This window comes from Bacillus thuringiensis (genome assembly GCF_022095615.2).
GTDB lineage: Bacteria > Bacillota > Bacilli > Bacillales > Bacillaceae_G > Bacillus_A > Bacillus_A cereus_AG.
Genome location: NZ_CP155559.1, coordinates 4,921,837 through 4,944,250 on the forward strand (window position 1 = coordinate 4,921,837; position 22,414 = coordinate 4,944,250).

The following is a 22,414-nucleotide window of genomic DNA, read 5'->3' on the forward strand; positions in this document are numbered from 1 at the left end:
GCATTTTTCGCTCCAAAATCGACCAAGCCTGATAGAGAAAGGGTGGAAATGAATGAAAGAAACCTTGAAATCACAATTTCAAAATGTGCGTTTCACTGTATTCGTAGCTTTAGCCGTATGGTTGAAGACATATCTTATTACTCGCACAAGCTTTGATTTAAAACTTGAATCTTTCATGCAAGAATTCATTTTATTCCTTAGCCCATTAGCAGCATCATTACTGCTTGTTGGTCTTGCATTATTTGCAAAAGGGAAAAAACGTAACTATATAGCACTTGGAATTAATTTTGTCTTAACAATCATTCTTGTTGGTAATGTAATGTTCTACGGATTCTATAATGACTTCGTTACTTTACCTGTACTAGGACAAACATCTAACTTTGGGAGTTTAGGTTCTAGTGTGAAAGAATTGTTTAACTACAAAATCATCCTTGCATTTGCTGATATTATCGTATTCTTCATTTTATTGAAGAAGAAGAAAAGCTTTGCACCGACAGAGCGTGTAGCACGCCCAATGCGTTCCCTATACTTCGTGTCAACAGTTGCTATTTTCTTCGTAAACTTAGGACTGGCAGAAGCCGAGCGTCCTGAACTATTAACACGTTCATTCGACCGCGTTATGCTTGTTAAAAACTTAGGTTTATATGTACACCAAGTATACGATCTTGGCTTACAAGCAAAATCAAGTTCACAAAAAGCATTTGCTGACGGTAGTAAATTGCAAGAAACAGAAAACTACGTAAAAACAACACAAAGCAAACCAGATCCAAATATGTTTGGTACTGCAAAAGGGAAAAACGTAATTGTTGTCTCTCTTGAGTCATTACAAACATTCTTAATTGGTGCAACAGTTAACGGACAAGAAGTTACACCATTCTTAAACCAATTTACGAAAGAAAGTTATTACTTTGATAACTTCTTCCATCAAACTGGGCAAGGAAAAACATCAGATGCTGAATTCTTAGTAGATACTTCCATGTATCCGCTAGACCGTGGTGCTGTATTCTTCACACACGGTAATAACGAATATACAGCGACTCCAGAAATTTTACGTGAGCAAGGATATCACACATCAGTATTCCACGCGAACAACGCAACATTCTGGAACCGTAACATTATGTATCCGGCACTTGGTTATGATCGTTACTACAACGAACTTGACTACAAGATTACGCCAGAAACGAAATTAAATTGGGGATTAAAAGATATCGAATACTTCGATCAATCTATCGATATGTTAAAAGAAGTGAAGCAACCGTTCTACACTCGCTTCCTTACTTTAACAAACCATTACCCATTCACTTATGATGAAAATACGAAATTAATCGATGAATATAATTCTGGTGATGGTGTGTTCGACCGTTACATGGTAACTGCTCGCTATTTAGACGAAGCAATGAAACACTTTATTGAGCGTCTAAAAGCTGAAGGTATTTACGACAACTCAGTTATCGTATTCTACGGTGATCACTACGGTATTTCTGAAAACCATAACCGTGCAATGGCACAGTTCTTAGGAAAAGAAGAAATCACTGCATTTGACCATATGAACTTACAAAAAACACCAATGTTTATTCACGTTCCAGGTCAAAAAGAAGGTAAAACAATTTCAAAACCAACTGGTGAAATTGACATTAAACCAACAATTCTCAACTTACTTGGTGTAGATTCTACGAATCAAATTCAATTTGGTCATGATGTATTCTCACCTGATAATAAAGGATTCGTTGTTCTTCGTGACGGTAGCTTCATTACAGATAAGTACATGTACACGAACAGTACATTCTACGACCGTAACACTGGTGAGGTTGTACAACTACCAAAAGAAGAATCTCAACCACTCATTGATCGTGCCCAAAATGAATTGCACATGTCTGACAAAATCATTGAAGGTGACTTACTTCGCTTCTCTGAAAGTAATAAGACCAAAACTGGTGAAGTAAAGACAGCAATTAAAGAAGAAAAAAAGAGCGCTGAGTAATCTCAGCCTCTTTTTTTATATTTCTCCATACAATCACTTATATTCATTAACTTTAACATTACATAACCTTTACCAAATATTCACATAGGATTAATGAAACATCCCTATAATAAAATATGTAAGCGCGGTTCTATATATTTCTTATCTCTCATCTGTAATAAGATCCCTTAAAGAAATATGTGAATCGTTTATTTCTACTTTCTTATAATTGTCTTTCAATGTGTTTTGTTTCCATACACAAAACATTCAATAAGACGATGTCCCTATGAAAGATAGCTACCCTCCTTGTGCAGCATTCTATAAGAATGTTGCTTTTTTTATTTAAAAGCAGGATTTTTATTTCTTATTTTCGAATTTGTATATACAAAATGCTCTAAATCACCACTATTTCTCTATGATTTACAAATACATATACGTCATATGTAGAGAATTACTTACATAAAAATTATTATAGTGACTTCTTTACTTACGTACTTACGAAAGGATGGGACGAAAATTGGCATATGAAAGATTTGTACTTTGGAATGATGCAGTTATTGATACAACGAAACAAAAGACGTACATAGAACTTGAAGAAAGAGGCTTGCAGTTTGGAGATGGTGTCTACGAGGTTATCCGCTTATATAAAGGGAACTTTCACTTATTAGATCCGCATATCACAAGATTATATCGCTCCATGGAAGAAATAGAATTATCACTCCCTTTCTCCAAAGCAGAACTTATTATCCTACTCTACAAACTAATTGAAAATAATAATTTCCACGAAGATGGAACGATTTATTTGCAAGTCTCTCGTGGTGTACAAGCTCGTACCCACACATTCTCATATGACGTCCCTCCGACAATCTATGCCTATATTACGAAGAAAGAAAGACCTGCGTTATGGATTGAATATGGTGTACGTGCTATATCAGAGCCAGATACGCGCTGGCTACGCTGTGATATCAAATCATTAAATTTATTACCCAATGTATTAGCTGCTACGAAAGCTGAACGCAAAGGTTGTAAAGAGGCCCTTTTCGTACGAAATGGTACCATAACTGAGGGAAGCTGTTCTAATTTCTTTCTCATAAAAAATGGTACGCTCTACACACATCCAGCCAATCACCTTATTTTAAATGGCATCATGCGTCAATATGTCCTTTCTTTAGCGAAAACCCTTCGTATTCCTGTACAAGAAGAACTGTTTAGCATTCGCGATGTGTATCAAGCAGATGAATGTTTCTTTACAGGAACGACGATTGAAATTTTGCCGATGACTCACCTTGATGGAACTGCAATTCAAGATGGTCAAGTTGGTCCTATCACAAAAATGCTGCAAAGATCATTTTCTCAAAGCTTGTTACAATCCAATATGTCATCTTCTTAAACACGTATAATTTCTATCCTTTCTGCATTCAATATATGTATTTAAATGGAAATCAAGGTATAGATTTATGCCTTGATTTTTTTTTGTAATCTTTTTGTCATATTCAGATTACCGCATAAGTCTTGACAGTAATCGACATGCTCTTTAGAATTTTTAACAGTTGGTAAATATTTCTTCACTACATTACAGACAGAAAGGAATCGACAAATTATGAAAAAATACCTTGCCGGTCTTGCGGCAGTGTCTGTAGCAGGAGGAGCAGCACCTACACTTGATAGTGTTCAAGCTGCCCCTGAACAAAATACACAAAAAGCTGCTACAACTGTCCAAGCTTCAGCATCAAACAGCTCATCTTATACGGTAAACACTAGCGTATTACATGTTCGTGCAGGATCAAGTACTTCTCACGACATCATCTCGCGTGTTTATAACGGTCAATCACTAAACGTGATTGGCGAAGAAAATGGTTGGTTCAAAATTAACATTAATGGACAAACAGGATTTGTTAGTGGCGAATTTGTATCAAAAAATGGAGCAAGCAATTCTAATGTAAGTACAACAGGTGGAAACAATAAAGTTACTGCTGATGTATTACGTGTACGTACTGCTCCTAACACTTCTAGTTCTGTTTCAGGACGTGTATATGCAGGACAAACATTAAACGTAATTGGTCAAGAAAATGGTTGGGTGAAAATCAACCATAATGGACAAGTAGGTTATGTAAGTAGCGAATTTGTATCAGGCGCTTCTTCAAATACGGGTTCTACAAACAGTAACAACAATAGTAACAATGGAGCAACTGTTCAACCAGCAAGCGGAAACTATACAGTAAATGTATCTTCCCTTCGCGTTCGTACAGGTCCTAGCACTTCTCATCCAACTGTAGGTTCTGTTAAACAAGGACAAGTCGTACAAGTTGTTGGCGAAGTTCAAGATTGGTTCAAAATCAATTATGCAGGACAAACGGCTTACTTAAGCAAAGACTACGTAACAAAAGGCGGTTCTAACGAAAACGTCACTCAAGGTAACAACCAAGAGCAAAACAACAAGCCAGAACAAAACAATAATGTAAATGTTCAAACTGGCGGTACTTACGTTGTTAACGCAACATCTCTACGTGTTCGTACAGGCCCTGCTGCTTACCATAGTGTAATTGGTGGCGTGTTAAATGGTACTACATTAAACGTAGTTGGATCTGAAAACGGTTGGTTCAAAGTAAACTACCAAGGAAAAACAGGCTTCGTTAGCAGCGAGTTTGTTAAGTTCGTTAAAGGTGGCACTACTACTCCTGAACAACCGAAGCAACCTGAGCAGCCAAAACAACCTGATCAAGGTGCGATTGGTGACTACTACATTAATGCTTCTGCCTTAAACGTACGTAGCGGCGAAGGTACAAATTATAGAATCATAGGTGCACTTCCACAAGGACAGAAAGTTCAAGTAATCTCTGAAAACTCTGGATGGAGCAAAATCAACTACAACGGCCAAAATGGTTATATTGGAACACGTTACCTTTCTAAAACACCAGTTGGGGGCGCAGTAGATAATAAGCCTAACAACAACCAAAATAACAACCAAAACAATAACAACAATAACAATAATACAGGCAACAATAGCGGTGACAGTTCTTCCATACTTGCATATGCAAAAGGAATGCAAGGTGTACCTTACGTTTGGGGCGGTACTTCTGCTACTGGTGTTGACTGCAGTGGTTACATTTACCACGTATTTAAGAAATTTGGTCATAACATTAGCCGTCAAAGTGTTGCGGGATATTGGGGTAGCCTACCACAAACTTCAAATCCACAACCTGGTGACTTAATTTACTTCAAAGACACTTATAAAGCTGGTCCTTCTCATATGGGTATTTACCTTGGGGGCGGATCATTTATCCAAGCTGGAGATAAAGGTGTAGCAATCGCTTCATTAAGTAACTCTTATTGGAAGAGCCATTTCTTAGGATACACGAAAGCACCTTAATTAATAGTTTAAAAGCCTTCTAGATTACTAGAAGGCTTTTTTGTTATAGGTTCAACACATTACTCTCTTTTACCCATCTTCTCTCTACAATAATAATGTATCCATTCTTCCATTTCATACACCATATTCTACAAAAACAACCCATAACGTTATCATAATGTATATATTTACATAAAAAACATAACCTATTTCATGTGTATTTATTTTATATGTGTTTTTTCAAAGAATTTTCTTTTTATTTAAACTTTTCGTTAGACGTTTGACCTCCGATGTCCATTATGATAAGTTACTTAAGATGTTATATTCGCACAAGTATAGACAACTGGTTTATACACTTTTTTTACTATGAGGAAGGAGCATACACTGCATGAATCTTTTATGGGGAATTGGCGGCGTGATTGGAGTATTAGCAATTGCTTTCTTACTATCTTCCAACCGCAAAGCTATTAATTGGCGCACAATTTTAATCGCGCTAGCATTACAAATGTCATTTTCATTTATCGTATTACGATGGGATGCCGGAAAAGCAGGTTTAAAATACGCTGCTGATGGTGTTCAAGGATTAATTAATTTTTCTTACGAGGGAATTAAGTTCGTTGCTGGGGATTTAGTCAACGCAAAAGGCCCTTGGGGATTTGTCTTCTTTATTCAAGCACTACTTCCAATCGTATTTATTAGTTCATTAGTAGCAATCTTATATCATTTCGGTATTATGCAGAGATTTGTGAGTGTCGTTGGTGGCGCATTAAGTAAACTTCTTGGAACTTCTAAAGCAGAAAGTTTAAACTCAGTAACAACTGTATTTTTAGGACAAACTGAAGCTCCAATCTTAATCAAACCTTACTTAGCACGTTTAACAAATAGTGAATTCTTCACTATTATGGTAAGCGGTATGACAGCTGTTGCCGGATCAGTTCTTGTCGGCTATGCAGCAATGGGTATTCCGTTAGAACACTTATTAGCAGCAGCAATTATGGCAGCTCCATCAAGTTTATTAATCGCGAAACTAATTATGCCAGAAACAGAAAAAGTAGATAATAACGTTGAACTTTCTACAGAACGTGAAGATGCAAACGTTATCGATGCAGCTGCACGTGGTGCATCTGAAGGTATGCAACTTGTTATTAACGTAGCAGCAATGTTAATGGCTTTCATCGCATTAATCGCTTTATTAAATGGTCTATTAGGATTAATTGGCTCTCTGTTCCATATTAAACTTAGCCTTGATTTAATCTTCGGTTACTTATTATCACCATTTGCAATCTTAATCGGGGTTTCTCCAGGGGAAGCTATACAGGCAGCAAGCTTTATCGGTCAAAAACTTGCAATCAACGAATTCGTTGCATACGCAAACTTGGGACCACACATGGCAGAGTTCTCTGCAAAAACAAACTTAATTTTAACATTCGCAATCTGTGGATTCGCAAACTTCTCTTCTATCGCAATTCAATTAGGTGTAACTGGAACGTTAGCTCCTACTCGCCGTAAACAAATTGCACAGTTAGGGATTAAAGCAGTTATCGCTGGTACATTAGCGAACTTCTTAAATGCAGCAGTTGCAGGTATGATGTTCCTATAAAATGATGTAAAGTCTCCTCTTTCTAAAGAGGGGGCTTTTTATTATATTCTTTATTTTTTTAGTATATATTCAATTCTTCATGCTGAAATATAAAAACATTATGATACAATAATTAGTAAGTCTGTTTATTTTTTCTTGCAAAAGAGGAATACTACTTGTGGTTGTTCTCCAAAATAACCTAGTCATCCGGTCTATTTCTTAATAATTGCGCATACTACAAGTATCCTTGCATGAATTATCTTTAAGGAGGAAAGTTTTGTGAAAGATAACTTCTATAAAGTCCTCTCTATGTGGATTTTACAAATTTTATTTTATTTTACAACTGTACATGTCACGCAATATGAGCATGCTCTCATTTTCACAATTATATATGTAATTGTTAATGTACTATTTCTATTATTGAATGATAAAACCGCATTTGTTCTCTTTATATTAGGAACCATTACTTCGGTATTCTATCTGTTCTACCAAGCATGGCTTTACTTATGGAGTACATCAGAACAATGGGAATACATTATTACTCACTTCCTAATGTCAGCAAACTTCTTCATCGTATATATCTCAACTCATTTATTAAAGAAGGTTATTCATGAAAATAAAGAATTAACCGAACGTGTGAGAATATTAGAACAATACATTGGAGAATCAAAATTATTAACAAGACAAGAATTCGAAAGACGACAAGCATTATTAATCACTGCAATGAATCGTCGTAATGAAACAGGCGTTATTATTTACTTTGATTTCAATTCCTTTAGTAAATATACGAAGGAAAGTGTTATGGACCGTGTAGCTTCATTATTAGTTGAAACGATAAGAGATGACTTTGACCTTGCCGCTGAATACGATAATAATAAGCTCGTTATTTTATTACAAAACACAAATGAAGCCGGTGCTGACATTGTAATGAACCGTCTAAAGCCAAAAATGGAGAAATGGCTTGCTGCTGAAGCGATTCAAGATATAAAAATTTCACGCGAGCAAATTGGGAACAAAGGAAAGACATTATTATGATGACACTCGTTATACTGCTTTTATTCCTTCTGTTTTGCGTACTCGTTTTTTGGATTAGTATCACATTTTCAATCAAGTATATACTTATCTTTACAGCCTTTCTATTCTCTGCCTTACTTGTTTACTATTCTTTCTTAACACTCGCAGGCTTAATTCACCGAAATAGTAAACGAAAAGATCGTACGCTAGAACATTATCCAAGCGTCGATATTTTAATACCTGCCCACAATGAAGGTGTCGTTATTAAAGATACTTTAGAGGCGATGGCGAAGATTGAATATCCAGGCAGACTAACTGTTTATTTATTAAACGATAACTCTCAAGATGAGACACCTGAAATTGGTGACGATTTTGACAAAGCTTATGCTCATATTCGTCACATTCGTGTTCCAGCGGGGGAACCGAAAGGGAAATCGCGTGTATTAAACTATGGTCTTAGTATTTCAGATGGTGAATACTTCTGTGTGTATGATGCAGATAACCAGCCTGAACCACATGCACTGCGAATGCTTGTAGAACACGCTGAAACAACCGAGGATGCTGTTGGAGCTGTTGGTCACGTTCGTACTGTAAATGAAAAAAGAAACTGGCTAACACGAATGATTTCGTTAGAATTTCAAATCTTCCAGCTCCTTATGCAATCCGGACGCTGGTTACTATTCCAAACAGGTTCACTAACAGGAACAAACATGCTTCTTCGCCGCTCTGCATTAGAAGAGCTTGGCGGTTATGATCCGTATGCAATTGCAGAAGACGCTGAATTAACATTACGAATTACACAAAAAGGCTATCTCTTACCGATCGTTCCAGAATCGATTACATGGGAACAAGAACCTGAGCATTTAAAAATTCTTATTAAGCAGCGTACACGTTGGCTCCAAGGGAACTTGTACATTTTAGAAAAAATGTTTTCTTCCCTAAGTTTCTTTAAAGGAAAACTTCTCGTCCATTCCTTACAACAGGTTTTAGTGTATGTTGTATTTTGGCTGTTCTTAATCATTTCGAATGTTTGGTTTGTAATTGGGTTACTCGGGATATTCCAAATTCAATATAGCATTCCGCTACTATTCATGTGGTATGTCGCATATATTACATATGTTTCCCAATTATTTAGTGCCCAGAGTGTGGAACGAACCTTTACACCAACTAACATTTTTATTAGTGTTATCATGTACTTTACGTACGCACAACTCTTTACGTACTTATTCATTCGTAGCTTAATTTTATACTTACGTGCAAAGAGCAAGAAACAAGTCATTGGGTGGGATAAAACAGTTCGATTCAAAAAAGATAAATAATAAAAATAAGCACAGAGCGCCGTATGCTCTGTGCTTATTTATTGCCGTATAAATTATATATCAGACAATACCCCTTAGCTGAAAGTAATTTCACGTCCATCCCCCAACGAACGATTGACCTTCATTTATATACGAAAAAGTGATTGCTATTTTTGTAGAACCAATTGCTTCTCTTGCTGTTCTTTGCGCGTTTCAGTCTTAGGTTCCGTGCTTTCTTGGACACTACGATGTGCCACACGTTTCAAACAAATATGCTTCCACTTTCTTTCGTAACGTTTCATTATTCTAGATGTCCCCCTTGAATGCGCTTTAAAACTATTTGAAATCGCTTACAGGAAATAATATAGCACATATACATAAACGTGACAACACATTTCCGACAATTTTTTGTCAAAAATATGAATAGAATTTATAGAATATCGAATATTGTCGAAATACATCGTTTTTTCTTCGTATAAAAGGCATACTACTTATATAGTAAAGTATTTTATTTCCCTTACTTGCAGTTCAAATTCCTTCTATATAAAAAAGAGCTGATACATAATCAGCTCCTTTTCCTTCTATATATTAATGACGCTTCATACGTCCTTCTTTTTGTAACTCTTTAAATAATGCCGCCATCATAAAGAAAATAACGAAAACGAATGGGAATGCCGCTATGATAGCTGCCGTTTGTAAGGCTTCTAATCCACCAATATATAATAAGATAGAAGCTAGCGCGGCTAAAACGATACCCCAAACCATTTTAATACGGTTCGGCGGATTTAAACTACCGTGTGTTGTTAACATCCCTAAAACAAATGTCGCAGAATCTGCGGATGTAATAAAGAATGTAGAAATCAGAAGAATTGCTAGAACAGATAAAGCTGATCCAAAGCTTCCCATCTGATCAAACATAGCGAACAATCCTACTTCTGTCCCCATCTCTTTAATTTTTTCAAAGATATGTGCATCACCGAACAGCTCCATATGAATACCAGTCCCGCCGAAAACAGAGAACCAAAGCGCACCGATTACAGTCGGTACGAGTAACACACCGATAACAAACTCACGAATCGTACGTCCTCGTGAAACACGGGCAATAAACGTACCTACGAATGGTGACCATGCAATCCACCATGCCCAATAGAAAATTGTCCATGACTGAATCCATTGGTTTCCACCTTCATCTAATGGACTTAAACGGAAGCTCATGCTTGGCAATTCCTGAATATAAGAACCGATTGTTGAAGTGAAGTAATTCATAATAAAGTTTGTTGGACCTGCAAATAATACAATAATCATAAGTGCAAACGCCAAAATAATATTCGCATTACTTAAATATTTAATTCCTTTATCAAGACCTGTTTGCGCAGATAACATGAAAAGAACGGTTACGATTGCAATAATAACTAACTGTGTCGGCAATGAATTCGGGATAGATGTTAAATAACTAACACCACCAGCAATTTGTTTCGCACCAAGACCTAATGATGTTGCGACACCAAACACAGTTGCGAAAACAGCTAACACATCAAATGAATGAGCAATACGTCCATGTTCCCCGCCTTTAAATAACGGACCTACTGTCGCACTAATCGTACTTGCTTTTCCTTTTCTAAAAGTAAAGTAAGCAATACACAGCGCTACGAATGCATATAGTCCCCACGGATGTAATCCCCAATGGAAAAATGAAAAACGTAATGCAAGACGCGCACTTTCCTCAGTTGCACCTTCTCCAAATGGAGGTGCGTACAAATGGTTTAATGGTTCAGCAACGCCCCAGAAAACTAAACCGATACCCATACCAGCGCTAAATAGCATAGCAAACCATGTCATATAACTATAATCAGGTTCATCATCATCTTTACCTAAACGAATAGAACCGTATTTCGAAACAATTAAAAAGATAGACACACCTAAAATAATAGAAACAGAAATAATATAGAACCATCCAAACTTACTAACCAATGCCGTTTGAATCGCAGTCGTTACATTTCCTAGGCTACCTTTTCCAATAATAGATTCGGGAATAATCCCCCAAATTGTAAATGCAATACATAATGTTAATGAAACGATGAATGTTTTTGTCAGTTTCCTCATCAAATCCCCCTTCGTAGGTTTCACTTTTGTAAATAACATAAATTCCGATATGTAAAATCGGATAGAAAACTATAATTTTACGGTGATTTTCTTATTTTCACCTTCACCAACTAGAATTCTTATGGACAGCCTTACCTTCCGTATAATCTTTTTACTCTGCAAGAGCTATAAGATCGAAATACTGCTGTCAAATTGTGCGAGAAAAATGCGGATGGGAATGTGTTTTCCCAAAAAAGGATGTGTTACAGATGTAAAAAAGGGCATTTTTCTTCCTTGCAACCCTTTCTGTTTGTAACAATTATGCGGTTTTTTTGCTAGTATATAGCACGTGTTTATAGTTTCACAAACAAAATGTTTATGTTTATATAACTATATTACCCATAAAACGGTAAAATACTCAAGGAATGTAACTGTTTAGTAAACATCATGTAACACTCCTGTAATATTTTTATTTACGCCGAAAACAATATGTTGTATTAAATATTTTGAATATAAGTAGAAACCTACTAATCATATAGAATGAAAAACGCTTTCTTATATTTTTTGCTATATTACAGGATGTTAACGACTGATTACGAATGGTTTGTAATTGTGTGTTTTCCCCAAATCCGAAAAAATCTGTTGCTATAATGAGGACACGAAAACAAACGCAATGGAGGCTATCATGAAAAAATTAATTGGAATAGCAACAGCAGCAGTTTTTGGTCTTGGGATTTTCACATCATCTGCTAATGCAGAAACTGTTGTAACAACAGACGTACTAAACGTACGCGAAAACCCTACTACGGAATCAAAAGTTGTCGGTAAATTACTAAACGGTAATAAAATAGATGTTCAAAATACAGAGAACGGATGGTCAAAAATCACTTTAGACGGTAAAGACGCATTCGTAAGTGCAGAGTTCACAAAAAGCATCTACTACGTAACAGCTAACGTATTAAACGTACGTGCTGAAGCGAACACAAACTCAGAAATTCTTGGAACGTTGAAGAAAGACGATGTAATCGAAACAACGAACCAAGTACAAGATGAGTGGTTACAATTTGAATATAACGGGAAAACAGCTTATGTTCATGTTCCTTTCTTAACAGGTACAGCACCTGTAATTGAGAAACAAGAAATAACTGCTCCTGCTAAAGCTGAAGCACCAGCTAAGGCTCAAACACCTGCAGCACAAGCAAAACCAGCTGCTAAGCCTGCTGTGAAAGCTGCTGAAACTAGCACACCTTCTGGTGGTCGTGAGTTAACAGTTGTAGCTACAGCATATACAGCTCACCCAAGCGAAAACGGTGGCACATACGGTGGCCGTGTATTAACTGCAATGGGTCATGACTTAACAGCGAATCCAAACATGAAAATGATCGCTGTTGACCCGAAAGTAATCCCATTAGGATCTAAAGTATGGGTTGAAGGTTACGGAGAAGCTATCGCTGGAGATACTGGCGGTGCAATTAAAGGTAACCGTATCGACATCCTACTTGGATCAGATAGTGCTGCTCAAAAATGGGGACGCAAAACTGTTAAAGTGAAAATTTTAAAATAACCAATGACTGCTAAAGCCAGTTCTCTTTGTTGAGAGCTGGCTTTTATTTTTTTATAATAACTATAAGGAGGTTATGTCCATGAATGTACAAGCAAAAGTAGACTGGATCGGTACACCAAAGCCGTATATATATAAAGATGAAGTAACATACGACGCTACTTCCATTGACTTCTCACTCGCTAGCGATGACAATCGATATAAATTAATTGTGCTCAGCTCTGAAGAAAATACTCATTACAAAATTGTCCAATATGGAATCAAACCCGGCTCACAAAAACCATTTCCTATCGACATTCCATTCGAACAAAACATGTTACCAATTATAGAACACATATTACATGATCCATATGTGCAAGCGATATTAAAAGAAACGCGCTCATAATTGTAAAAAAGGATATCACCTCACCGGATTTTTTCGGCTAAGTGATATCCTTTTATTTTCGCTTCGTGAACACGAGTAGAGAAAAATATATCAACGCTTCGACACGAATTATCGATTTACTAGCAAAGATTTACAAGAAAAATAAACTACAAAAAAAAGAGGCTGTTCAACAATATTGAACAACCTCTCTCCTTTATTAGCGAGTCGGACCAGATACTTCCTCTGACTTAAGCGTATTATTCGCTCCAAGAGAATGGTACAATATCTTTCCATTTCCATTAACAGTAATGATATGGTCATTATTAAAGCTTTTGAACTTCACAGATCCATCACCGTAACGAATATGATACTCTTCATATGTCGTTACTTTATATTTCGTATCACTTTGACGCTCTACATTACGAACTTCCATCGTTAATAAGTCTTCTGTAATTCCTTTTTTATGTAAATATTGTATATAATCACGGTCTTCCTTATACGATTTCCCGCTCTTATCATAATTATTTTCAATTAAACTAAAATCATTTAATGAAATCGCACGTACATTATCATAAATATGATTTTTTACAAAGTCGCCCACTGCTGAGCTTGATGTTTCTTTCGGGAATTTTAAGTAATACGTGCTTTGTTCTCCAACTTTAACACTTTCAGACTTTATCACACCAAAATCAGTAGTTTTCTCTAAATGTACTTCTACTGTTTCATCTGTGGATACAGGGCCAAGCTTATAACTTCCATAACTTAATTTTCCACGTTTTTTTCCATTCACAAATACAGTTGCATCACTTTCATCAGAAGAAATGCTTACATAATTTCCTTCTAAAGATAACTTGACATCCACTTTCGCCTCTTTTTCATCTACCAAGTCCACTTCTTTTTCTGTTTCTAACTCAGTTAGTTCCGTCTTCGCTTTTGCCTTTACAACGTAAGAACCAGGGAAATATGGACCAATTTCTTTTGAAGTTTTATCATTTGATAACTCTATCTCTTTCTTATCATTCACATATACTTCAACATTTTTCGCAGTTGTGCTTACATTCATATAATAAGATTTCATGTTAAGTTTATACTTCGGATATAAGAACCATTCTTTCCCGTCTTCTATAATTTGACCATCTTTAAAGGTTGCCTTATCTATTGTTAATTTTTGATTTACTGTCTCTTTCTGTAAATACGAAAGTAATTCTTTGTTGTACGACGGATTCTCTTTTAGATAACGCATGTACGCCTTAATATCTTCTGTTTTGATTTTTAAACTTGGATCATCTACTTTCACAAACTCATCAATTGCATTAATATCTTTCTTTTGGAATGCTTCAATCATTACATTCACTTGCTTTTCTTTTGAAAACTTATTTGCTCCAAATTTATATACCCCAAATAATAAAATAGCAATGATGGCTAAACCAATGATTAAAAATAAATTTTTCTTACTTTTGACTGGTTTGGTCTCACTTTGCACTTCTGTATATGAAGCGCCAGTGTTATCGACGATTACTTCTACTTTACTCCCACACTCGGGACAAAAGTTCAAATGGTCTGCAACGTTCTTTTTACATGTTCCACAAAACTTCAACATGCTCTCCTCCTATTTTTCAGCTAACTTCATTCCAACAAATGCTGCTACATATGTCACAATAAAACTAAACAAAGTTAAATATACAAATGAATTTTGCATAGATAATACCGTTCCACTTGTTCCAAACAAATTTGTTACAGTACCTGAAACATCAATTTGGAACTTAGAAATCATATTCATTACGACCATCATAATTGTGTAAGAGCCACTGCATACTGCTAATGTAATATATATATTAGCAGTCGGTAATTCAGCTAACTTTCTTCCCGCTCTAAACATAAGGAACAATGGAATAATAAGCAGTAATAAACCGTAATGGAATACGTTATTCACTTCATCAAATTCAGCAAGGCTTTCCTGACTTGCTCCTTTTGAAATCATTATATCTCTAACCTTTACGCCATTTACAGAAATACCTGATATAAATGAAAACGATAATGTGCTCTCAGATGATTTTGATTTCTTACCAATTCCAGTAAATTCCTTACTAAGTGCTGGACTTGATACTTCTAACGGAGCAAAATGAGCCATACTCCATAATTGAGGTGTTAACTCTAATGCTAATAATGTACTTTCAGATTTTAAAGTTGTTATTTCTTTTAATGGTTCAATACCGTCTTCCTTACTTACTAACGCCATAATACAAACTGCTACCGCTGTTACTAAAAGTCCTTTTATCATAGCTGAAACACCGTAATAAACAGACGCTCCATATGGCATTAACTCTTGAAATGCTGCTGCCATATTGTTTTTGCTTGTATGAGCAATAAATCCTATTAAAGTAAATAATGTCCCGTATACGAAGCCACTTAAAAAGCTCTTAATTGCTGAGTAACCAACCGTAATCTTACCTGCTTCTGAGAATGGAATTGCAAAAGATTGTGATGCTATAAAACTTATAATGAATAAAAAGACGCCATAAATAATACCAACTGTTGCTGCTATAAAGATTTGATCCTTAATCGTTTTTGCAACACGCTGCTTCCCTAACCAAATTCCTGTACCAGCGAAAATAATAAATGGAATAATTAATAGTAATGTAAATGGAGTATGCCAAAATAATGATAATATCAATCCACTATCGTCACTAGCTGTAAAACCAAGTAAATGATAGCTTAGCAGCGTAGAAGTTGCGCTCGAATAAAAGTTTGGGAGCATTTCTAATTGTTTCGCAAATTTACTAAACATCTCACTTAATATAGAAGCAAATAATAAACTACCAATCCAACCAGCAATTAACATTAGAATACTTGCAACAGCTCCACCAATAAAACCTGTTTTTAAAACGGCTTTATCTGCTGTAAATTTAACTTCAGGAGTACCGTCCATTGCAGGTAATTTAATAGATTGTTCTTTTTTCTTCACAATAAATAAAGAATGCCCGCACTTTTGGCAATATAAATTTTGCTGAGCATTTTCACTGCCACAACCTTTGCAGTATTTTGCAGTATCTTGTTCTAACGTTACTACATCTATAGCTCCTGCAATCTCCATACTTCCTTCATTAGGGCAATAATTTACTTCTTCACCGTGTTGCTTTCCGCACGTGCGACAATACATCTAATTCACTCCCCACTTTGCTTAATTCCACAAACTGGACAGTAAGTAGAGTTTTGTTCAATATGTTCATTACATGAAATACAATTCGTCGTTTCACCTTCATTTTCTATCGCTAACATCGGATTAGGCTTTCCACACGAACCACAAAACTTATCATTTATTGATAAAGGTCCACCACATTCACATGTAGCTTTCTCGCCTTGTTGCTTTTGCAGTTCAACAATGCGTTTTCTTGCTTGATAAATAGCTACATCAAATTCTTGAACTGGAGCAATCATTTCTTTTAGGCTCACTTCATCTACTCTATTTCCTCTTAATTGAACGTAGACCCGTTGTCCAACCTCTAATAGAACCTCTGCCTTTTTCTGCATTTGCACTTGCATTTCTTTTTTCAATTGAGCGATTTCCTGCGCAACTTGTAACTTCATCTTCCCTTGCTCAATTCCTTCTTGTAACTTATTCATTCCACTACCTAACTTCGTCTGTAAATCTGACAAACCATTTCTCCTCCTATAAGTATATAGTAATATACAAAATTAACATTATATATATTACCATGATTTTCAATTTATGTAATCCAAATTTCATTTTTTCTGTTTTGAGCATTTTTTGTTTATAATGGTAAAGGAAAGAAATATGTGTACGGAGGAATATTATGCTGCAACACTCAATTACGAAAGATGAAATTATGATGATTGCGAATGAGTTCGTTCAAGGACTAGATCCACAGCAAACAGCTGATCAGGAACATGTCGCTACAGCTCGGCACCTATATCGTAGTGGTGTTGTCTACAACGTTGACTTTGATGGTTATACGCTATCAGGAACTGTAGATGCTGCAGGCAGCGTATATAGCGTCCATATCCCAATTCGTAACGTCGCTGAAAGCTATTGCGATTGCTTTGCACCAACGCAATGTGAGCATATGCTCGCTGTGTTACTATCTGCAGCATCTAGTTTCGGTCAAGTAGGAGATGTATTAACTTTATTTAAAAATAATACGAAACCTTCCCTTCCTCCTATTCGAACTGCAAGACAAGTATTGCAATCATCAGCTTTTGAAGAAACGGATTATAAAAGTTGGCAATCATATTTTGATAACGAATATGAATCATTTAAAAAAGAACAAGCTCGGCTTACTTATAAACAAATGTATTTTCTTATGAGTATTTTTACAGACTTCTATACGAAACTCGAGCGGAAAGCCCCGCGTATCGTTGCGATACATGAGTTGTTCAGGCTACACGCAGCGCTTTATTGCTTTCAAAAATTATTAGAAGAAATTCAGGACTTCGAAGCAAATAAAACGTATTCTTATCATCAGCCTGTTAACGTTGTTCGCTTATTTGTAGATAAGGTGGAATCCATCGTCCGGGACTTACAATCAGAAGCGATTCCTTCAGAGTCTGAAGCAATTTTGCAAGAAACAGCTCGTCTCGTTCACGAAGTATTCTTCTCCACCGACGCCTATACACAAGAAAGATTTTTTATTTATCGTCACATATGGAGTGAACTCTTACACAATAAAGAGCAACTACAAGAAGAAGAAAAGCGAATCGATACGAAAATCAACCCGCTTTCCAAAGCATTAGCATCTTCTCATCTACTCTTTTTAAATGACGAAGACCTATTAGCGATGGACTTACTAAAGAAACAGCCTGCTTCTGTTGTAAGTCTGTACTTCTATTGGTTAGAAGAGCTATTAAATACAATGCAATGGGATCGTGCGAAAAACTGGCTTTCCTTTACGTATAAGCAAGTGAAGAAAACGATACATGAGCATGAAAATACGATTTTCATAAAAGATATCGTTCGCTTATTTGTCATCATGTATGAAACGTATGCAACTCATACAAATGAACAAGCAGGACTCGAAATGATTTTGCAAGAGCTATTACCATATAGTTTTGCAAACTATGAGCAATACGTACTCGCGAAAAAGCAATATCGTACATGGGCAGAACTTCAGCTCTTACATGGGTTTGAAGCAATTGAACTTTTGAAAGAGCCGCTGAAAGATATTGAAAAGGAAGCACCAGAAGCAGCCCTTCCTCTTTATCACCTGGCTGCTACCGAGGCCATTGAAGAGCGAAACCGCAAATCATATAGACGTGCAGTTCGTTACTTAAAGAAATTACGTACATTATATAAACGATTGAAGCGCACTGATGAATGGGATGCCTTCATTATTCACATCGCAAACTTACATTCACGTTTGCGTGCACTACAAGAGGAATTACGGAAAGGAAAATTAATCGATGATCAATCAAACTGAAGTAACAATTAGGCTCCAGCACGTTAGTCAAGGTTGGTTCCTTTGGGGAGAAGATGACAGCGGTACTCCATTATCCGTAACAAGTTGGAAACGAAATGCATTTACATGGCACGCCACTTCTTTCTACGGCACGTTTCTAAAAGAAGCGACCTTTGAAGGAAAACAAGGTGTTATGCTAACAAACGCACAAGCATTTGAATACATCGCGAATAAACCGATGAACTCCTTTGCCCATATTCAAATGAACGGTCCTATTACAGCACTTACGAAAGATGCAAGCGAATTATGGGATGCCTTCATCAGCGGTAGCTTCGTACCTGATATGGAGCGTTGGTCTCAGCAACCATCTTGGAAAGTTCAAAATACCCTAATTGAAGATGACACATTGGCATCTCTTTTCTCGGCCGCGGTAAATGAAAGCATATTACAAGATAACCGTTCAAATGATGGATGGGAAGATGCCAAGAGACTTTATGAACACTACGACTTTACGAAAAGACAATTGGATGCAGCACTACATGAAGAAGATTGGCTTCGTAAAATTGGTTACATTGAAGATGACCTTCCCTTTACAATCGGACTACGACTACAAGAGCCACAAGAAGAATTTGAAATGTGGAAGCTAGAGACAATTGTTACACCAAAGCGCGGCGCACATCGCATATATGTATATGAGAGTATCGATTCTTTGCCAAAACGATGGCACGATTATGAAGAACGTATTCTTGAAACACAAGAAGGATTCAGTAAGCTCGTACCGTGGTTAAAAGAAGACGAGACGTTCCGAAGTGAACTCTTTGAAACAGAAGCGTGGAACTTCTTAACGGAAGCAAGTAACGAATTACTCGCCGCAGGTATTACGATTTTATTACCATCATGGTGGCAAAATTTAAAAGCAACAAAACCAAAACTACGTGTGCAGCTGAAGCAAAATGCCACACAAACGCAATCTTTCTTCGGCATGAATACGCTCGTTAATTTCGACTGGCGCATTTCAACGAACGGCATTGATTTATCCGAAAGCGAATTTTTCGAACTCGTTGAACAAAACAAGCGTTTATTCAATATAAATGGTCAATGGATGAGACTGGATCCAGCCTTTATTGAAGAAGTACGAAAACTAATGAACCGTGCCGATAAATATGGACTCGAAATGAAAGATGTCCTTCAGCAACATTTATCAAACACTGCTGAAACAGAAATTGTAGAAGAAGATAGTCCCTTTACCGATATTGAAATCGAGCTAGATGGATATTATGAAGAGCTATTCCAAAAATTATTGCACATTGGTGATATTCCAAAAGTAGATGTTCCTTCTGCACTAAACGCAACACTCCGTCCGTATCAGCAACACGGCATTGAGTGGTTATTATATTTAAGAACGCTTGGATTCGGAGCATTATTAGCTGACGACATGGGACTTGGAAAAAGTATTCAAACGATCACTTACTTACTATATATAAAAGAGAACAATCTCCAAACAGGCCCTGCTTTAATCGTGGCACCGACATCTGTTCTTGGAAATTGGCAAAAAGAATTTGAGCGTTTCGCACCAAATTTACGTGTTCAGTTACATTATGGAAGTAATCGAGCGAAAGGTGAATCATTTAAAGAATTCCTTCAATCAGCAGATGTTGTATTAACATCTTATGCATTAGCTCAGCTTGATGAAGAAGAACTTAGTACGTTATGCTGGGATGCTGTTATTTTGGATGAAGCACAAAATATTAAAAACCCACATACGAAACAGTCGAAAGCAGTACGAAACTTGCCAGCAAATCACAAAATCGCTTTAACCGGGACACCGATGGAAAACCGACTTGCCGAGCTTTGGTCTATTTTCGACTTCATTAATCATGGATATCTCGGCAGCTTAGGACAATTCCAGCGCCGCTTCGTCTCACCGATTGAAAAAGACCGTGACGAAGGAAAAATCCAACAAGTTCAACGTTTTATCTCACCATTTTTACTGCGTCGTACGAAGAAAGATCAAACCGTCGCATTAAACTTACCTGATAAACAAGAACAGAAAGCTTACTGCCCACTTACCGGCGAACAAGCTTCCTTATATGAACAACTTGTTCAAGATACATTACAAAATGTCGAAGGATTAAGCGGGATTGAAAGACGCGGATTTATATTACTAATGCTGAACAAACTTAAACAAATTTGTAATCACCCTGCTCTTTATTTAAAAGAAACAGAACCGAAAGACATCATCGAACGTTCCATGAAAACGAGCACACTAATGGAACTAATTGAAAATATAAAAGACCAAAATGAAAGTTGCTTAATCTTTACACAATACATTGGCATGGGGAACATGCTAAAAAATGTGTTAGAAGAACATTTCGGTCAGCGCGTCCTCTTCTTAAACGGTAGTGTACCGAAGAAAGAACGTGACAAAATGATCGAGCAGTTCCAAAACGGAACGTATGACATTTTCATCTTATCGTTAAAAGCAGGTGGAACTGGCTTAAACTTAACCGCTGCCAACCATGTCATTCACTACGACCGTTGGTGGAATCCAGCTGTAGAAAACCAAGCAACAGACCGCGCATATCGTATTGGTCAAAAACGCTTCGTTCACGTTCATAAACTGATTACCACGGGGACACTCGAAGAGAAAATTGATGAAATGTTAGAAAGAAAACAATCCTTAAACAACGCCGTCATCACAACCGATAGTTGGATGACCGAACTATCTACAGATGAACTAAAAGAATTACTTGGTGTATAAAGTGAAACTTTAATCAGTGGGGGTTTTGTTCATCCCCCACTGATTATTAGCCCCCACCAATCGGGCTTTTACGGGCAGTTGTCCCCCACCTAACTTCTGTGCTTTCGCTGAATTTTGAGGTGGGGGTCTTACTGCCCGTTAATGCGGGGTAAACAAAAGGAGCTAATCTCAAAAGATTAGCTCCTTTTTCTATTCCAAAACCAATTGCTTATTATAATTCCTGTTAATCCGCCGCATGTATCCAGTAATGAATCTTGCCACATCGGTGTACGGTCTCCCGTAAACCATTGATGAATTTCATCAAATGTTGCATATCCCGCGACGAAAAGAAGGGCATATATAAAACACCGCTTTCTCGAATAACCTGATCGATGAAAAGCATAATACGTCAATGAACCGAGCATAAAGAACACCATAAAATGCGCACCTTTACGAAGGAAAAACTCAACAAATCCGCCTACACCTTTATTTGCAATGCTAACAGGTGTACCACCGCCATAATCAATAGATACCCATGAGAAATGCTCTTTCACAAACTCAACATTTACAGATTGTTCAATATCCGAACGCATATCCTGCTTTTTATATGGTTGTGCCGAGGAATAGAAAATCAATCCCATCCATAGTAAAACAGGAATCCAAAATAACCATTTACGATTCATTCTTCCGAAACCCCTCTCTTAGTCTTTTAAGCGTACCAAAAAAAAGAATAAATTTCACGCCAAAACATGACATTTGCACCCTATTTATATAGTGAAAGGGGGTGATAAACATGGCAGTCGAAACAATCGTAACGGACTTAACCTTACGTCTTGTCTTAAACAATGGATTAGATAAGAACGGAAAAACAGTTTTTAAGAATAAACAATTTAAGCGCGTAAAAACAAACGCAAACTTAGAGAAGGTACAAAACGTAGCACGTGCCCTTGCGTCCTTACAAGCATCGCCGCTTCACGCTGTACAACTTGTTAGCACATCAGATCTTTCTAGCCTATAAGATGAAACTTTAATTAGTGGGGGTGTTCGTCCCCA

General features: G+C 36.7%; 16 protein-coding genes. 11 read left to right on the forward strand and 5 right to left on the reverse strand.

Annotated elements, in window-relative coordinates:
* The first annotated feature begins 52 nt into the window (after positions 1-52).
* The 6 genes from KZZ19_RS25605 to KZZ19_RS25630 all read left to right on the forward strand — a co-directional run bounded on the left by KZZ19_RS25605 (position 53) and on the right by KZZ19_RS25630 (position 9,221).
* Positions 53-1,981, forward strand: coding sequence for an LTA synthase family protein (locus KZZ19_RS25605; RefSeq protein WP_237981251.1), 1,929 nt, complete (start codon positions 53-55; stop codon positions 1,979-1,981).
* 484 nt (positions 1,982-2,465) lie between these two features.
* Positions 2,466-3,350: a D-amino-acid transaminase gene (locus KZZ19_RS25610; RefSeq protein ID WP_237981250.1), complete on the forward strand. Its 885-nt coding sequence runs from the start codon at positions 2,466-2,468 to the stop codon at positions 3,348-3,350.
* A 210-nt stretch (positions 3,351-3,560) separates the two neighbouring features.
* On the forward strand, positions 3,561-5,330 hold the full coding sequence (locus KZZ19_RS25615; protein WP_237981249.1) for an SH3 domain-containing protein: 1,770 nt from the start codon (positions 3,561-3,563) through the stop codon (positions 5,328-5,330).
* A 367-nt stretch (positions 5,331-5,697) separates the two neighbouring features.
* The gene (locus KZZ19_RS25620; RefSeq protein ID WP_088064824.1) at positions 5,698-6,909 is read left to right on the forward strand and encodes a NupC/NupG family nucleoside CNT transporter; all 1,212 of its coding nucleotides are present in this window, start codon (positions 5,698-5,700) and stop codon (positions 6,907-6,909) included.
* A gap of 258 nt (positions 6,910-7,167) precedes the next feature.
* Positions 7,168-7,923 (forward strand): GGDEF domain-containing protein, encoded by a 756-nt coding sequence (locus KZZ19_RS25625; RefSeq protein ID WP_237981248.1) that lies wholly within the window; start codon positions 7,168-7,170, stop codon positions 7,921-7,923.
* Positions 7,920-9,221: a glycosyltransferase family 2 protein gene (locus tag KZZ19_RS25630; protein ID WP_088098441.1), complete on the forward strand. Its 1,302-nt coding sequence runs from the start codon at positions 7,920-7,922 to the stop codon at positions 9,219-9,221. Before KZZ19_RS25625 ends, KZZ19_RS25630 begins: the two co-directional genes overlap by 4 nt.
* A gap of 567 nt (positions 9,222-9,788) precedes the next feature.
* Here the strand turns inward: KZZ19_RS25630 and opuD are convergent.
* Positions 9,789-11,303, reverse strand: a complete 1,515-nt coding sequence (opuD, locus tag KZZ19_RS25635; RefSeq protein ID WP_226545783.1) for a glycine betaine transporter OpuD — start codon at positions 11,301-11,303, stop codon at positions 9,789-9,791.
* A gap of 664 nt (positions 11,304-11,967) precedes the next feature.
* Here opuD and KZZ19_RS25640 point away from each other — a divergent pair.
* Entirely contained in the window at positions 11,968-12,846 is an 879-nt protein-coding gene (locus tag KZZ19_RS25640; RefSeq protein WP_237981247.1) for a cell wall-binding protein EntA, read from the forward strand.
* Between the two features lie 79 nt (positions 12,847-12,925).
* Positions 12,926-13,228: a DUF3910 family protein gene (locus tag KZZ19_RS25645; protein ID WP_088098444.1), complete on the forward strand. Its 303-nt coding sequence runs from the start codon at positions 12,926-12,928 to the stop codon at positions 13,226-13,228.
* A gap of 196 nt (positions 13,229-13,424) precedes the next feature.
* On the opposite strand, the gene KZZ19_RS25650 is transcribed toward KZZ19_RS25645, so the two are convergent.
* Genes KZZ19_RS25650 through KZZ19_RS25660 form a run of 3 tightly spaced genes read right to left on the reverse strand, consistent with a single transcriptional unit; the run spans position 13,425 to position 16,864 of the window.
* A complete protein-coding gene (locus KZZ19_RS25650; protein ID WP_237981330.1) occupies positions 13,425-14,804 on the reverse strand; it encodes a zinc ribbon domain-containing protein in 1,380 nt (459 codons plus the stop codon).
* 12 nt (positions 14,805-14,816) lie between these two features.
* Positions 14,817-16,367 carry a zinc ribbon domain-containing protein gene (locus KZZ19_RS25655; protein ID WP_237981246.1) on the reverse strand — a complete coding sequence of 517 codons (1,551 nt, stop codon included), beginning with the start codon at positions 16,365-16,367 and terminating at the stop codon, positions 14,817-14,819.
* Positions 16,368-16,372: 5 nt separating this feature from the next.
* Complete coding sequence (locus KZZ19_RS25660) at positions 16,373-16,864, reverse strand: zinc ribbon domain-containing protein (RefSeq protein ID WP_226545785.1); 492 nt, start codon at positions 16,862-16,864, stop codon at positions 16,373-16,375.
* A 158-nt stretch (positions 16,865-17,022) separates the two neighbouring features.
* Here KZZ19_RS25660 and KZZ19_RS25665 point away from each other — a divergent pair, with 158 nt between their 5' ends.
* Positions 17,023-18,642, forward strand: coding sequence for an SWIM zinc finger family protein (locus KZZ19_RS25665; protein ID WP_226545786.1), 1,620 nt, complete (start codon positions 17,023-17,025; stop codon positions 18,640-18,642).
* Positions 18,626-21,382, forward strand: a complete 2,757-nt coding sequence (locus KZZ19_RS25670) for a DEAD/DEAH box helicase (RefSeq protein ID WP_226545787.1) — start codon at positions 18,626-18,628, stop codon at positions 21,380-21,382. Before KZZ19_RS25665 ends, KZZ19_RS25670 begins: the two co-directional genes overlap by 17 nt.
* Positions 21,383-21,558: 176 nt before the next feature.
* Here the strand turns inward: KZZ19_RS25670 and KZZ19_RS25675 are convergent, their stop codons facing one another.
* Positions 21,559-22,044 (reverse strand): VanZ family protein, encoded by a 486-nt coding sequence (locus tag KZZ19_RS25675; RefSeq protein ID WP_237981245.1) that lies wholly within the window; start codon positions 22,042-22,044, stop codon positions 21,559-21,561.
* Positions 22,045-22,154: 110 nt separating this feature from the next.
* Between KZZ19_RS25675 and KZZ19_RS25680 the strand changes: the two genes are divergently transcribed.
* A complete protein-coding gene (locus KZZ19_RS25680; RefSeq protein ID WP_088098449.1) occupies positions 22,155-22,379 on the forward strand; it encodes a DUF1659 domain-containing protein in 225 nt (74 codons plus the stop codon).
* The last annotated feature ends 35 nt before the right edge of the window (positions 22,380-22,414 follow it).

Bases quoted from the DNA above. Each gene is read 5' to 3' on its own strand.
- KZZ19_RS25610 (WP_237981250.1), top strand. From the start codon at position 2,466: ATGGGACGAAAATTGGCATATGAAAGATTTGTACTTTGGAATGATGCA.
- KZZ19_RS25615 (WP_237981249.1), top strand. From the start codon at position 3,561: ATGAAAAAATACCTTGCCGGTCTTGCGGCAGTGTCTGTAGCAGGAGGA.
- KZZ19_RS25620 (WP_088064824.1), top strand. From the start codon at position 5,698: ATGAATCTTTTATGGGGAATTGGCGGCGTGATTGGAGTATTAGCAATT.
- opuD (WP_226545783.1), bottom strand. From the start codon at position 11,303: ATGAGGAAACTGACAAAAACATTCATCGTTTCATTAACATTATGTATT.
- KZZ19_RS25605 (WP_237981251.1), top strand. From the start codon at position 53: ATGAAAGAAACCTTGAAATCACAATTTCAAAATGTGCGTTTCACTGTA.
- KZZ19_RS25680 (WP_088098449.1), top strand. From the start codon at position 22,155: ATGGCAGTCGAAACAATCGTAACGGACTTAACCTTACGTCTTGTCTTA.
- KZZ19_RS25655 (WP_237981246.1), bottom strand. From the start codon at position 16,367: ATGTATTGTCGCACGTGCGGAAAGCAACACGGTGAAGAAGTAAATTAT.
- KZZ19_RS25675 (WP_237981245.1), bottom strand. From the start codon at position 22,044: ATGAATCGTAAATGGTTATTTTGGATTCCTGTTTTACTATGGATGGGA.
- KZZ19_RS25640 (WP_237981247.1), top strand. From the start codon at position 11,968: ATGAAAAAATTAATTGGAATAGCAACAGCAGCAGTTTTTGGTCTTGGG.
- KZZ19_RS25645 (WP_088098444.1), top strand. From the start codon at position 12,926: ATGAATGTACAAGCAAAAGTAGACTGGATCGGTACACCAAAGCCGTAT.
- KZZ19_RS25630 (WP_088098441.1), top strand. From the start codon at position 7,920: ATGATGACACTCGTTATACTGCTTTTATTCCTTCTGTTTTGCGTACTC.
- KZZ19_RS25670 (WP_226545787.1), top strand. From the start codon at position 18,626: ATGATCAATCAAACTGAAGTAACAATTAGGCTCCAGCACGTTAGTCAA.
- KZZ19_RS25665 (WP_226545786.1), top strand. From the start codon at position 17,023: ATGCTGCAACACTCAATTACGAAAGATGAAATTATGATGATTGCGAAT.